The organism is Parapedobacter koreensis, assembly GCF_900109365.1.
GTDB lineage: Bacteria > Bacteroidota > Bacteroidia > Sphingobacteriales > Sphingobacteriaceae > Parapedobacter > Parapedobacter koreensis.
This window is the reverse complement of the sequence record NZ_FNZR01000012.1, coordinates 46,054-59,332: the sequence shown is the minus strand read 5'-3', so window position 1 is coordinate 59,332 and position 13,279 is coordinate 46,054. Positions and strand designations below refer to the sequence as shown.

Here is a 13,279-nt window from a genome sequence, read left to right as displayed (position 1 = left end):
CTCGTACATGGAAGAAAACAACAAGCTGGATATTTTAATCATTGCCGTACATCCAGATGACGCCGAATTAGGTTGTGGTGGTACCATTCTCAAACATGTAGCCATGGGCAAGAAGGTGGGTATCGTTGATTTGACACGCGGTGAATTGGGCACAAGAGGAACCCCGGAATCACGCCATGAGGAAGCACGTCATGCTGCAGCGGTGCTCGGACTATCGGTGAGGGAAAACTTGGGAATGCGTGACGGTTTTTTCCGTAATGATGAGTCACATCAACTACAAGTGGTTCAATCCATACGGAAATATCGCCCGGAAATTATCATTTCCAATGCGCTATATGACAGGCATCCGGATCACGGGCGATCGGGGGACTTAGTCAACGATGCGGTTTTCCTTGCTGGCTTGCGTAAAATAGAAACCATTGATGAAGGCAGCGTTCAGGTGCCTCATCGTCCGAGGCTGGTGCTTCAGCTGATTCAGGACTATTATATCAAACCCGATATCGTGGTAGACGTTAGTGACCACTGGGAAGGCAAAATAAATGCTATTAAGGCATTTAAATCACAGTTTCACAACGAAGCATACGCCTCAAATGAGCCTGAAACCTATATTTCGAGACCGGATTTTTTAGAATATATCGAAGGCAGGGCAAGGGAATACGGCAAATATATCGGAGCAAAATATGCCGAAGGCTTTACGTGCCGCAGGTTATTGGGGGTGGATGATTTGTTTGCACTGAAATAGCGGAAGTGACTAAACCGCGAAGCTTTCCCCGCAAGCACACGTACGGGAAGCATTGGGGTTATGGAATTCAAATCCTTTACCAGTAAGGCCATCCGTGTAGTCCAGCTCCGTCCCCGCTAAATAGAGGTAAGACTTGATGTCCAAGCAGATTTTAACACCTTTATCTTCGAAAAATTGGTCGCCCTTCTTCTCTTCATTGTCAAAATTGAGCTTGTAGCTCAATCCAGAGCAACCACCACTTTCCACAGCCACCCGAACGAAATATGTGCTATCGTAACTTTCCTCGCGTAAGATATCAAGGATACGTTGTTTTGCTTTTTCTGTTACCGTTACCATTTTTGTTAGTTATTAAGCTGCCAGCTTTCTGACTCCTGATCCTAAAACATACAAATATCGCAATATTCACCCAATATGCAAATAGCCAAACGTTTGGTGGATGTCATAATTTATGGGTAGGGAGATCGTTTGCCAAATACGCGCATGAGGTAAAACAAAAACGGTAAGATGAGTGGGCTACCTAATAACAGCGCCCACGCAAGGGCCGCAATGGTTTTGGCATTGTCGGCATGCTCAATCAATGACAAGCCACCACCATGCTTGAAGAGCACCAGCTCTGGATAATGTTGGTACGTTGCTGCCAGTAAGATCATGGTTACCTGAAAACCTGCCAATACACGGGCAGCGACCGCTTTTCGTCTTTTGAATGCAAGGAATGTCAGTCCTAAGGATATTGTGGCCAATAGGATGGCTGCTTGCCCAATGCGTGCTCCGAATATCCAATCCATTAAGGGGATATCTGAATACGTGGCTGATAGAAAGACCAAGGCACCCGCCCCAACCACGAGGTAAATAAACCGTTTGGCACTGCGAATCATCAATGTCCTGTCGTATTCATTTTCAACGGCCCCGATAGCATAGGTTGCCGCAAGGTATCCACAGATGCTCGTCGTAAAAAAACCAATCGCTACACCGAACCAACTCACCCAACTGCCAATATAGGCAGAGACGAAATCAGTGGCTCCTACATCAATAGTACGGGCTACGGTGGCTGCCGCAATCATGCCTAAGAAAAATGGCGTAATCACACTTGACCAAGTATAGATATACGTATATACACGCTGCCACTCATCAGCTACGGCATCATAGCTGCGGAAAACAAATGCCGTGCCCCTGGCCATGATGCCCAATAACATGGCCACGAGTGGAATGTGCATATAGATCGACATCGTGGTATAAATTTCAGGAAATCCTACGAATAGGATGACAATGGCAATGATCAGCCACATGTGATTGGCTTCCCAAATTGGGCCGATGGCGTGCGACATAATACTCCGTACCCGTAAATTATGTTTGCGGCGAACAGTCAACTCAACGATACCGGCCCCAAAATCAGCGCCTCCAAGTAAGAGGTACAAACAGATGGATGCCCACAGAAATATGATGACGACGTATAGCATGGCAATGATTAGTTGGATTGATAGTCGGGATCGGTTGCATCGTAAAGTTTGCCGACCATCTTCATTTGACGATGGAGTAGAAAGACAACAATAGCTGAAAGGGAAACAAACACGGCCGTAAATAAATAAAATGAATAAGCAATACCGGGCATGGGCGTGACAGCATCTGCGGTACGCATCACGCCATAGATAATCCAGGGTTGGCGGCCTACCTCGGTGACTATCCATCCGGCTTCTACGGCGATATATCCCATTGGGGTGGCGATTACGAATAGTCGAAGCAACCACCGGCTTGCCAGCCATTTCCTGCGTTTAATCAAGGCTATTAAATAAATAAAGGCCAGTAGGGCCAATAACATGCCCAAAGTAATCATAAGCTGGAAGGCGTAATGAGTGATCACCACCGGAGGCCAATCTTTCCGGGGAATCTCATTCAAGCCGATGACCGGTTTCTCCGGGTCTCCGTGGGCAAGAAAACTCAATAATTTCGGTATCTTGATAGCGTATTTTACCGTTTTTTCACCTTCATCAGGAATGCCGCCGACGACAAAAGGAGCATGGGCCTCGGTCTCGAAATGGGCTTCCATGGCTGCCAGTTTTGCTGGTTGGCGTTTGGCTACATCTTTAGCGGATATATCCCCACTTATCGGCTGCAAGAGTGCAGCGATACAAGCGCATAATGCCGTGATGCGGAAAGCGGTGGCGTGAAAGGTCACATTTTTCTTTTGGAGAATCATGAAAGCGTGGATACCTGAAACCGCAAACCCAGTGGCTGCGAAGGCAGCAAGGGTCATGTGCAGTGCCTGTGAAAACCATGCCGCATTAAACATGGCTTGGATGGGATCGATATTGAGGTATTCACCATTGACGAAATCGAAGCCAGACGGACTGTTCATCCATGCGTTGGCAGCTACAACCAATATACCGGAGGCTAATCCACTTAATCCGACAATGAGCCCGGTGATCCAATGAAACCAAGGTTTCAATCGATCCCAACCATAAAGAAAGAAACCAAGTGCAATGGCTTCGATAAAAAAAGCGGTGCCCTCCAATGAAAACGGCATGCCGAATATCGGCCCGGCATGTTCCATAAAAGTAGGCCACAGCAATCCCAATTCAAAAGAAAGCATCGTACCTGATACCGCTCCTGTGGCAAATAGAATGGCCACTCCCTTACTCCACGCCTTGGTTAATCCCTTGTAGACCATATTGCCTGTCTTCAGGTAGATAAGGTGCGATATCGCCATAAAAAAAGGCATAACCATACCAACGCACGCAAATATGATATGAAATCCAAGGGATACGGCCATTTGGGAGCGCGCTGCTATAAAATCATCCATGACACATACAAGTTGGGTTGTTTTAAAAGTGTTTAAAGTTAACAGTTTAATAAACACCCTGTCCCCGTAATTACAAGGTTAATAGTCCATAGCAATAATTTGTATTCTTTCTAAATTAAGCCGCGCCCTGATTGTTTAAACGGGTCGGATATCTATTAAATAAATAAATTTTCTCCGTACTTTATGTACTTTTGTGCTATGACCGTCGGGCTCTTTCAAAAAATCAAAATTTATACTAGGCGATGTATAAGTTTCTTAATTGGTGATGAAACGACGTTGACCCTGGAAAATCGATTGTTTAATTCCGTTTGCCTGATTGCCATTTTTATTATGGTGTTCAATATTCCCTTCAATTATTTGTCTGGATTGAAGGTCACGGCGGTAATTTTTTTCATTTTGACAGTCTTCCTGAGTTATATTTATTATACAGCCCGATTCAGGAAGCGATTGATGTTCAGTTTGGTCGTGTCATCCATACTGGTTATCTTGTTATTTGCAGTCAACTACTTCTACAGTGCGGGGATACGGGGGGCTTCGCTTTTATCCTTTATACTGGTCTTTATACTCGTCATTATTGTTTCACCGAGATCGTTATATTGGCTGTGGGTATCATTGTGTTTATTAGTCGTAATTGGATTGCTTGTCATTGAATATCACTTACCCAATTCCGTACAGGTTTCTTATGTAGATGACAAAGCGCTGTTTGTGGATATTGCATTTACGTATGCTACGGGCATTGTTGTAAGCTTTTTTAGCCTGTTTTACCTGAAGGAAGCATATAACAAAGAAAAGAAATCATCCGATCAAAAAGCCATTGAATTAGCGCAGTTGAATGATGAAAAATTGAAACTTTTTTCCATTATTTCACATGATTTGCAAGCCCCGTTGTCTTCTTTGCACAGTTATGTCCGTTTGGTAGCCAGTGAACGGCTTGCGGCGGATGAACGAAAACAGGTAGAACGTGGACTGGCTAATGCGTTGCATGGGACTCAGGAAATGCTTTCCAATATGTTGGTATGGTCCCAAAGCCAATTGCGGGGCCTTCATGTAGAGCTGGTGCAAAATAATGTCAGTGAAATACTGATGCCTGTCATTGATATTCAGAAGATTTATGCTGCCCAAAAAGGTATTGCCATGGAAACTTGTCTCGACCAGTCCTTGCAGGCAATGGTAGACCGGGACATGTTGCAACTGATTGTCCGCAATTTGCTGAATAATGCGATTAAATTTACATTGTCGGGTGGATACATTCGTATTTCGGTAGTTAGAAGCGGGGAGCGTTGCCGGATTCTGGTGGAAGATAATGGCATCGGGATGTCGAAAGAGCAGCAGGTGGAGCTATTTTCGCTGCGAACGCGCTCGACCTATGGAACGAATAATGAGCGGGGGATAGGCTTGGGATTGTTTTTATGCAAAGAGTATACCGTGGCTCAAAATGGCAACATAGCCTTTGAAAGCGAACTAGGGAAGGGTACAACATTCAGCTTGTCGCTGCCTTTGGTGAATTGACGTAATTTTCCAGCTACAGGCCCGTATCCTTGTGCCATTCAACTTTAAACCGCTATATTGGTAGCCGTATTTTTAATGCGCAACTTGATTTTAGCTATGAAACAATTGATACAATTTGTACTGGGTATTCTGTTTGCTACCGTAGTCCAAGCACAGGTAGCGCCCAAGTGGGCACGGTACCCCGCCATATCACCGGATGGAAATGCGATTGCTTTTACTTATAAAGGCGACTTATACCGGGTGCCCGCTTCGGGTGGCAGGGCTACCCAACTGACCTTCCACAGTGCCCATGACTTCATGCCGGTATGGAGCAAGGACGGCCGGCAGATTGCTTTTGCATCGGATAGGTATGGCAATTTCGATGTGTTTGTAATGGCCGCCGAAGGCGGGGAGGCTACACGGCTGACGTACCATTCTAACGACGAGTTTCCCTATACGTTCAGTGCCGATGGATCTTCGGTGTTTTTTGGTGGCAACAGGCAGGATTTGGCCAGTCACCGCCAGTACCCCACGGCATCACAGCCCGAGCTTTACTCGGTACCGGTAGCGGGCGGCCGGATACAACTGCTGCTGACGACACCGGCGGAATATGTGCAGGTCAGCAAAGACGGCAAAACATGGATATACCACGATAAAAAGGGTGGAGAGAATGAATGGCGCAAACACCACCAATCGGCCATAGCCCGTGATATTTGGAGCTATGATGCCACTACCGGTAAGCATACTAAAATCACTTCGTTTTACGGTGAAGACCGAAACCCCGTATATGCAGCAAATGGTGAAAGTATCTATTACCTTTCGGAAGAGAGCGGTACGTTCAACGTTCATAAGCTATCAATAGGCAACCCAGCCCAGCACATGCAGGTGACCCAACTTTCGACGTATCCTGTGCGCTCGCTGTCAATTGCCGATAACGGACTGATGAGCTTTTCGTATGATGGCGAATTGTACACATTCAGGGAAGGGGAGGAGCCACGTAAAGTGGCGGTGACATTATACACGCAAGACCGTGCAAATAATGATAGCTACGTCGCGGTCAATGGTGGCGTGCGGGAGATGGATATTTCACCGGATGGAAAAGAAGTTGCTTTTATCGCGCGGGGAGAAGTTTTTGTTTCATCCGTGGATGGCAAACTGACCAAACGGGTAACCAATACGCCTGAGCAGGAGCGGTTTATCAAGTTTGCACCGGACGGCAAATCACTGGTCTATGCCAGCGAACGCAATGGCCGGTGGCAGATCTTCCAAACGAAAAAGGCCAGATCCGAAGAACCGTTCTTCTTCGCATCCACATTGCTGGAAGAAACACCCTTGGTGAGCAATGTGCATGACAATTACCAGCCCGAATTATCGCCGGATGGCAAGCGACTGGCTTTTATCGAAGACAGAAGAACGCTCAGGGTACTTAATTTGGATACGAAAGATACGCTTACATTGCTGACGCCGGAGCAACTGTTTCATATGCAGGATGGCGACCAGTACTTCACCTGGAGCCCGGACAGCAAATGGTTGATGGCCATGTATCGTCCTACTATGGCAAATAGTGAAGTCGTGCTGCTGGATGTTGAGGGGAAACGCCCAATGGTAAACCTCACACAGAGTGGATATAGCGATCGGTCGCCCAAATGGGTCAATGGTGGCAAGCAGTTGCTGTGGTTTAGCAACCGTGATGGATTGAAAAGCCATGCAACAAGTGGTTCTACCCAAATGGACGTATATACCTTATTTTTCACAAAAGCGGATTGGGATCGGTTTAACCTTGATAAAGATGATTTCAACCTGTTGAAGGAACTGGAAAAAGCCAACAAAAAAGACGATGAGAAAAAGGATGACACAAAGGATACCACCAAGACGGCTAAACCCACGGATCCACTGGCCATTGACTGGGAGGGATTGCATGACCGAAAATCAAGGCTGACTATCCATTCTTCGTCCCTCAACGATGCGGTACTTTCAAAAGATGGCGAAAAACTTTATTACCTAGCCCGCTTCGAAAAAGATGCCAACTTGTGGAGCACGGATTTGCGCACCAAAGAAACCAAACTGGAGATAGCGCTCAATGCCTCCGGGGGAAGCCTCCTGTGGGATAAAGAAATGAAAAATCTCTATTTGCTGAGCGGCGGACGTATTACCAAAATTACACCCGATAATAACAAACGCGAACAAATCAATGTGGCAGGCGAGATGCTGTACGATGCTGCTGCCGAGCGGCAGTATATGTTTGAGCACGTATGGCTACGTACCAAAAAAATGTTTTATACGCCGGAAATGCATGGTGCGGATTGGGACGGCCTGAAAGGGGAGTATGCGGAATATCTTCCCCATATCGGCAATAGCTATGAATTTGCGGAAATGCTCTCCGAACTGTTGGGCGAATTGAACGTTTCGCATGCAGGAGCTCGTTACAGCGGTAGCATGGAGAATGGGGATGAGACGGCTTCGCTTGGTATTTTCGTGGATTATGATCATCGTGGACATGGCATACGCATTGCGGAAGTCATTAAGGGTGGCCCACTCGATAAGGCCAGCCTGGACATCAAAGCAGGGATGATCATCGAGCAGATTGATGGGGATACCCTAATGCCTAATCGGGATATAGCGCGCTACTTGAATCGTAAGGTGGGCAAATTTACCTTGATTGAGGTGATTGATCCGGCTACCAATAAACGCCAACGGCTAACCGTTAAGCCGGTATCGTTGGCCGAGGAAAACCAACTGCTCTATCGCCGATGGGTAAAACAGAATCAGGCAGAAGTGGATAGCCTGAGCGGCGGCCAGTTGGGGTACGTGCACATCTCTGGAATGAACGATGGGCAGTACCGCAATATCTACGAAGAAATGATGGGCAAATATGCCGATCGCAAAGGGGTAATCGTCGATACGCGTTTTAATGGGGGTGGCGATTTGGTTGCCGACTTGGCGATGTTCTTCACCGGCGAACAATTTCTGGACTATGCCACTGCCGATCGTTCAGTGGGATATGAGCCTACTTTCCGGTGGACGAAACCTACGCTGGCAATGTTCAATGAGGCAAATTACAGCGATGGGCATTGTTTTTCGTGCGGGTATACCGACCTGAAAATCGGCAAGACCGTGGGCATGCCCGTACCGGGTACGTGTAGCTTCGCTGGCTGGGAAGTATTGCCGGATGGGGTTCGTTGGGGGGCTGTGCCCATCAGCGCGAAGAACAAAGCCGGTGAATGGCTTGAAAATAATGAAACGAAACCCATGTTCGAAGTGAAAAACCTGCCGGATGTGATTGCCAAAGGCACGGATCAGCAATTGGAAAAAGCTATTGAGGAATTGCTGAAAGATGTGGAATAATGTGGTAGAAAAAATGAATTATCCAAACGAAGTGTTTTTGAACGGACAGTGGCTGCCTGCCGCGCAAGCCACGGTGTCTGTATTCGACAGGGGTTTCATGCTGGGCGACGGCATCTATGAAGTGATTCCATTTTACCGTCGCAAGCTTTTTACCCTTGAAAAACATGTGCAACGGCTCCAGCAGGGACTTACATCGGTGGGTATTGGCTACGATGTGGATGTGCTACGGGGACGGATAGTGGAAGCGATAATGCGATCCGATTTTGAAGATGGCGCAATCTATATGCAGGTGACACGTGGCGTGGCCCCACGCATGCATCGCTTTCCGGCTGATATAGAACTCACTGCACTACTTTATGCCTACCCATTCCGTTTTGAAGGGTTTGAGCAAAAGATCGTTCCCGTGCTCCTTTCGGAAGATTTAAGGTGGCATCGCTGCAACATTAAATCCATTTCCCTGATGGGCAATGTGCTGGCTAACCAAGCAGCGCATCAAGCGGATATGGCCGAAAATGTCTTCCATCGGCATGGGTGGATTACGGAAGGTTCGCATACGTCGGTTCTATTTGTGCGGGATGGAACGGTATATACACACCCTAATGGCCCATACATCCTTCCCGGCGTAACGCGGGATATCGTGCTTTCCATCACGGATGAGCTGGGCATAATAGCCAAGGAAGAGGCGGTCGCCGTCGCGGATTTGCAGCGTGTCGAAGAAGCCTTTCTGGCCGGTACGACGACACAGGTGACGGCGATAGGCTCTTTTTTTATTGACGGTGAGCGGTTAGATATCGGAAATGGGGGTGTCGGTCCGGTTACCCGGCTCATACAAGACGCATTTATCAAACGCATCAATACGTTGTAGACAGGTCGGTCAGTCTTTGGCGGGCAAGAGGGGAAGTATCTTTTCGATGGGGATCGCTTCTACTTTTCGCCCAGCCTTCCCTACCGTAGTGATTGCGGCGAAGAGGGAGCTAATTATCGCTTCCTCGGTCGCTTCGATGGCAGCCATGAATAGGGGAGACATGAGGTCGTTGGGAACCAACGATACAGATTGGAGCGTGGCGTCCGAACGAAATGGTATACGGACTTGGGGGGCGCTGGAAAATGAGATGACATAGTCACCGCTACCATTGGAGGCAATACCTCCGGTTTTGGCCAAGCCCATGAATGCTCGTTTAGCCAGGCGCTCAAGGTTGCGGCTATCCAAAGGGGCGTCCGTGGCAACAATAATCATGCAGGAGCCATCCACATTGTTGAGCAGCCGATCACTAAATTCAAACGTTCCCAATTGCTTGCCTACCGGCAGGCCATTGATTTGCAACACACCGCCAAAATTGGTCTGTACCAGCACGCCAACGGTATAGCCGCCGAGACTACCCGGCAATTGGCGTGAAGCGGTACCGATGCCACCCTTGAAGCCAAAACACACCGTGCCTGTGCCCGCGCCCACGCTACCTTCCGACGGCCTGTCTTCACTGGCCTGACGTATGGCGGCCAACACATCTTCTTTTTTTACGTGGCGCCCGCGTATATCATTAAGGTAGCCATCGTTGGTTTCACCGACGACCGCATTGACCGATTGGACATTCTCGTTGCCAGGCAATGCCAATACGTAGTCAATTACCGCGTCCATGGCTATGGGTACGCTCAGGGTATTGGTCAAGATGATGGGGGATTCCAAGTTGCCCAACTCGGTGAGCTGCGTGCTGCCGGCAAGTTTGCCGAAACCGTTTCCTGCAAATACAGCTGCCGGCACTTTTTGCTGGAAAATGTTGCCTCCATGCGGAAGTATGGCTGTCACGCCCGTTCGCACGGAATCACCTGCATGTAACGTGACATGTCCAACCTTCACACCAGATACGTCCGTGATGGAGTTGGACTTGCCAATAGGCAAAACGCCTATCTGTATCCCCCAATCCCTCGGGCTTTTCGTTTGCCCTCGGAGCGTTGATACAGATAGGCTGCTAAGTAAGTATATGCATAGGGTGAAATGAAAAGGTCTTATCACGAGCTTTTCTTCCATTTAATGGTACAGCCAACAGCTTTGGTCACATTGGGGTTCGGTGTATTCCCCGTGTTCAAGGAAGCGATGGCATCCTCTACAAATTTTGTTTCAGGGTTGCCACCCCGGCTATCGTCGTCGATGGCCCCGATGTATTGCAAGACATTGCCTTGGTTTGTCTTTTGCAGCAAGAAGGTATGTGGTGTGTGCGTAGCGGCAAAGCGCTTGGTGATGACGTGATCGGGGTCAAGAAGATAGGGGAATGTAAATTCCTTTTCCTTGGCGCGTTGTTGCATCTGCTCAAAAGATTCCCGGGGTTCCACACCGGCATCATTGGGGTTGATGGCAATAACGGGATAACCCTGTGCTTTGTATTTTTTATCTAACGCAATAATGCGATCTTCATATCCCTTGGCGACCGGACATGTATTGCACGTGAAAATAAGGATAAACCCTTTTGCGTCGGCATAATCGGCCAGGGATACATTGGCACCATCCACGTTTTTGAGGCTGAAGTCTTCCACGACATCGCCTATTTGGTATCCTTCGTTGGATACAGGGGTATTGGCCGAAATCACAACGGACAATACCATCAATAAAACAATGATTGCTCTCATGACTCACTGATTTTGTTGAACAATGGATAAATAATTACGTTCTAATTGCTGGTAATCAAACTCTTGTTCTTTGAAAATCCGCACACCTTTGCCTGTATTGACAAACAGCGTGGCAGGTATGGCTCCCGACCATTCCGCACTGATTTGGGGAATGAAATACTGCTCGTCCCTTTCGTCCAGTATCAGTACTTCGTTTTTCAGCCCCTTTGCATTGACGAAATTCAGCACAGCATCCTGGTATTTCCTGGCATCCAAGCTAACAAAGAGCACGCGCAAAGGTTTTGATTGATAGTGTTGCTGCAATTTTTCGAAGTGAGGCATCTCCGCCACGCAAGGTGCACACCACGTAGCCCAAAAGTTGACCACAAATGTAGTGTCGCCACCATTAAATAACCGTTTTTCTAACCCATCCAACGTTATCAAGGACACTCGCTCTTGGGCCACGGCCAAGTTTGCCGAAAACACAACAACTACCATCGCTATCCACGCCCGTTTCATAGACGTAAAATTAACGAAATAACTACCAAAATGGTAGATTAGTAACGTAATATTTACTTATCGTACGCTTCCTGCCCGTTTAAAATATTTGTAATACCACGAATCATGGAGATCGCTGATGATAACCCCTTTGGTGGTCGATACATGCACAAACTTATTATTATGCAGGTAGATGCCCACGTGGTCGATATCCCTACGGCCAAAGGAGAAAAAGACAAGGTCGCCCTCCTGGAGTTGCCGTTCGTATTTGCGTTTGATGTGCTCGGCCATTTCTTTTGATACGCGGGGTACCGACTTGCCATAGACATCGCGCATGACCATACCTACGAACGCTGAGCAATCCAATCCGCGGCGATCGACCCCGCCCGAGCGATGGGGAATGCCCATCCAATCGTCTATATAGGTATATAATGTGACGTTTTGCAAATCCTGGGGGCGTACACCCAATACCTGTGCATAACCATCAATCAACCCGCGGCCTGTCGCGCGTACATCCCTTGGTGCGGACGATGCGTCCGTAAGGATAGTGTTTCGAGAGGGTGCTTTCTTGCTCCGCGTTGATACCGTGGCCTTGTCGGGTGGAAGTGCATTTTTTCGGGTGAGACACCCGCTGAGCAGAAAAACACTTAAGGATAGACAGAGCGCGATGTACGCCTTGGGATGTATCAGTGAATTAGTCATTTATAAATGGCAATTTCGATTTCTCCCGATTCCGTAATGGCACCACGGTACATACCCGCCGTGTTGAAGGGCATGGCCATATTGCCCCTATCGTCCAGGGCAATCATTCCGCCATCGCCGCCCATGCTGCCGATTTTTTCAATAACAGCCAATGCGGCTTGGGCCACAGGCGTATTACTGTATTCCATTTGGGCGGCGACATCATAAGCGGCTATACCCCTGATGAAAAACTCACCCCAGCCTGTGCAGGAGATAGCCACGCGCTCATTGGCATAGGTGCCGGCACCAATGATGGGTGCGTCGCCTATGCGGCCGTATTGCTTATTGGTCATTCCCCCCGTAGAGGTGCCAGCAGCGAGGTGTCCATCCCTGTCAAGTGCCACGGCACCTACCGTGCCATATTTATAATCATTGGTAAGCGCCGGGTTCGTCGATTGTTTATTCCCATCGTGGTCGAGCTGTGTTTTGAGCGAATCCTGTTTTAAGGCGCGTTCTAAGGCTTTCCAGCGGTTTTCTGTCCAGAAATAACTTGGATCTACGATTTCAAGACCTTTTGAAGAAGCAAATGCTTCGGCGCCTTTACCCGTGAGCATGACGTGCTCAGACTGCTCCATCACCGCACGTGCCGCCTTGATTGGATTGCGGATGGTCGTCACGCCGGCTATTGCTCCGGCGGCGCGTGTAGGTCCCCACATTACGGCTGCATCCAATTCATTCTTGCCTTCATGCGTAAATACCGCCCCTTTGCCGGCATTGAACAACGGGTTATCCTCCATGACTAAAATGGCGGCTTCCACGGCATCAAGACTGCTTTTACCCGCTTGTAACTGGGTATATCCCGCTTGCAAAGCTTGCGTCAGCGCTTCGCGGAATGCGCTTTCTTGGTCGGGCGTCATGTTCTCCTTCAAAATGGTGCCTGCTCCGCCATGGATAACCATGACATAACGCGTTTGACTGAAAACCATGGAATTGGTTAACATAAGCAACAAAACGTATAAATATTTCATCAGGTAAGTTTAATTACGGGCCTAATTTAAGCAATTCCTGTGTATTTGGCGAAAATGGTCTGCTTAAACAGCATCAGGCCGTTTTCTGGGTGATTCTTT

12 protein-coding genes are annotated in these 13,279 nt (G+C 48.0%); 4 read left to right on the top strand and 8 right to left on the bottom strand.

Annotation, left to right across the window (positions count from 1 at the left end):
• Positions 1 to 7: 7 nt before the first annotated feature.
• On the top strand, positions 8 to 742 hold the full coding sequence (gene bshB1, locus BMW65_RS21715; protein WP_090608876.1) for a bacillithiol biosynthesis deacetylase BshB1: 735 nt from the start codon (positions 8 to 10) through the stop codon (positions 740 to 742).
• A 9-nt stretch (positions 743 to 751) separates the two neighbouring features.
• Here bshB1 and BMW65_RS21710 read toward each other — a convergent pair whose 3' ends face one another.
• The 3 genes from BMW65_RS21710 to BMW65_RS21700 form a co-directional block, all read right to left on the bottom strand.
• A complete protein-coding gene (locus BMW65_RS21710; protein WP_090608874.1) occupies positions 752 to 1,078 on the bottom strand; it encodes a HesB/IscA family protein in 327 nt (108 codons plus the stop codon).
• 110 nt (positions 1,079 to 1,188) lie between these two features.
• Positions 1,189 to 2,199 carry a cytochrome d ubiquinol oxidase subunit II gene (locus tag BMW65_RS21705; protein ID WP_090608872.1) on the bottom strand — a complete coding sequence of 337 codons (1,011 nt, stop codon included), beginning with the start codon at positions 2,197 to 2,199 and terminating at the stop codon, positions 1,189 to 1,191.
• 8 nt (positions 2,200 to 2,207) lie between these two features.
• Entirely contained in the window at positions 2,208 to 3,539 is a 1,332-nt protein-coding gene (locus tag BMW65_RS21700) for a cytochrome ubiquinol oxidase subunit I (RefSeq protein WP_090608870.1), read from the bottom strand.
• A 450-nt stretch (positions 3,540 to 3,989) separates the two neighbouring features.
• Here BMW65_RS21700 and BMW65_RS21695 point away from each other — a divergent pair, with 450 nt between their 5' ends.
• The 3 genes from BMW65_RS21695 to BMW65_RS21685 all read left to right on the top strand — a co-directional run bounded on the left by BMW65_RS21695 (position 3,990) and on the right by BMW65_RS21685 (position 9,237).
• Positions 3,990 to 5,048, top strand: coding sequence for a sensor histidine kinase (locus BMW65_RS21695; RefSeq protein ID WP_177181253.1), 1,059 nt, complete (start codon positions 3,990 to 3,992; stop codon positions 5,046 to 5,048).
• A gap of 96 nt (positions 5,049 to 5,144) precedes the next feature.
• Entirely contained in the window at positions 5,145 to 8,372 is a 3,228-nt protein-coding gene (locus BMW65_RS21690) for a S41 family peptidase (RefSeq protein WP_090608866.1), read from the top strand.
• A 13-nt stretch (positions 8,373 to 8,385) separates the two neighbouring features.
• On the top strand, positions 8,386 to 9,237 hold the full coding sequence (locus tag BMW65_RS21685; protein ID WP_177181252.1) for an aminotransferase class IV: 852 nt from the start codon (positions 8,386 to 8,388) through the stop codon (positions 9,235 to 9,237).
• Positions 9,238 to 9,246: 9 nt separating this feature from the next.
• On the opposite strand, the gene BMW65_RS21680 is transcribed toward BMW65_RS21685, so the two are convergent.
• The 5 genes from BMW65_RS21680 to BMW65_RS21660 are packed head-to-tail and all read right to left on the bottom strand — an operon-like array spanning position 9,247 to position 13,180.
• Positions 9,247 to 10,398, bottom strand: a complete 1,152-nt coding sequence (locus BMW65_RS21680; protein WP_090608863.1) for a P1 family peptidase — start codon at positions 10,396 to 10,398, stop codon at positions 9,247 to 9,249.
• On the bottom strand, positions 10,380 to 10,994 hold the full coding sequence (locus BMW65_RS21675; RefSeq protein WP_090608862.1) for a thioredoxin family protein: 615 nt from the start codon (positions 10,992 to 10,994) through the stop codon (positions 10,380 to 10,382). The genes BMW65_RS21680 and BMW65_RS21675 overlap by 19 nt, the downstream gene beginning before the upstream one ends.
• Positions 10,995 to 10,997: 3 nt before the next feature.
• Positions 10,998 to 11,492: a TlpA disulfide reductase family protein gene (locus tag BMW65_RS21670; protein ID WP_090608860.1), complete on the bottom strand. Its 495-nt coding sequence runs from the start codon at positions 11,490 to 11,492 to the stop codon at positions 10,998 to 11,000.
• A gap of 57 nt (positions 11,493 to 11,549) precedes the next feature.
• Positions 11,550 to 12,173, bottom strand: a complete 624-nt coding sequence (locus tag BMW65_RS21665; protein ID WP_090608858.1) for a C40 family peptidase — start codon at positions 12,171 to 12,173, stop codon at positions 11,550 to 11,552.
• Entirely contained in the window at positions 12,170 to 13,180 is a 1,011-nt protein-coding gene (locus tag BMW65_RS21660) for an isoaspartyl peptidase/L-asparaginase family protein (protein WP_090608856.1), read from the bottom strand. The genes BMW65_RS21665 and BMW65_RS21660 overlap by 4 nt, the downstream gene beginning before the upstream one ends.
• Between the last annotated feature and the right edge of the window lie 99 nt (positions 13,181 to 13,279).

Bases quoted from the DNA above. Each gene is read 5' to 3' on its own strand.
- bshB1 (WP_090608876.1), top strand. From the start codon at position 8: ATGGAAGAAAACAACAAGCTGGATATTTTAATCATTGCCGTACATCCA.
- BMW65_RS21690 (WP_090608866.1), top strand. From the start codon at position 5,145: ATGAAACAATTGATACAATTTGTACTGGGTATTCTGTTTGCTACCGTA.
- BMW65_RS21665 (WP_090608858.1), bottom strand. From the start codon at position 12,173: ATGACTAATTCACTGATACATCCCAAGGCGTACATCGCGCTCTGTCTA.
- BMW65_RS21675 (WP_090608862.1), bottom strand. From the start codon at position 10,994: ATGAGAGCAATCATTGTTTTATTGATGGTATTGTCCGTTGTGATTTCG.
- BMW65_RS21700 (WP_090608870.1), bottom strand. From the start codon at position 3,539: ATGGATGATTTTATAGCAGCGCGCTCCCAAATGGCCGTATCCCTTGGA.
- BMW65_RS21695 (WP_177181253.1), top strand. From the start codon at position 3,990: ATGTTCAGTTTGGTCGTGTCATCCATACTGGTTATCTTGTTATTTGCA.
- BMW65_RS21710 (WP_090608874.1), bottom strand. From the start codon at position 1,078: ATGGTAACGGTAACAGAAAAAGCAAAACAACGTATCCTTGATATCTTA.
- BMW65_RS21660 (WP_090608856.1), bottom strand. From the start codon at position 13,180: ATGAAATATTTATACGTTTTGTTGCTTATGTTAACCAATTCCATGGTT.
- BMW65_RS21685 (WP_177181252.1), top strand. From the start codon at position 8,386: ATGAATTATCCAAACGAAGTGTTTTTGAACGGACAGTGGCTGCCTGCC.
- BMW65_RS21705 (WP_090608872.1), bottom strand. From the start codon at position 2,199: ATGCTATACGTCGTCATCATATTTCTGTGGGCATCCATCTGTTTGTAC.
- BMW65_RS21670 (WP_090608860.1), bottom strand. From the start codon at position 11,492: ATGAAACGGGCGTGGATAGCGATGGTAGTTGTTGTGTTTTCGGCAAAC.
- BMW65_RS21680 (WP_090608863.1), bottom strand. From the start codon at position 10,398: ATGGAAGAAAAGCTCGTGATAAGACCTTTTCATTTCACCCTATGCATA.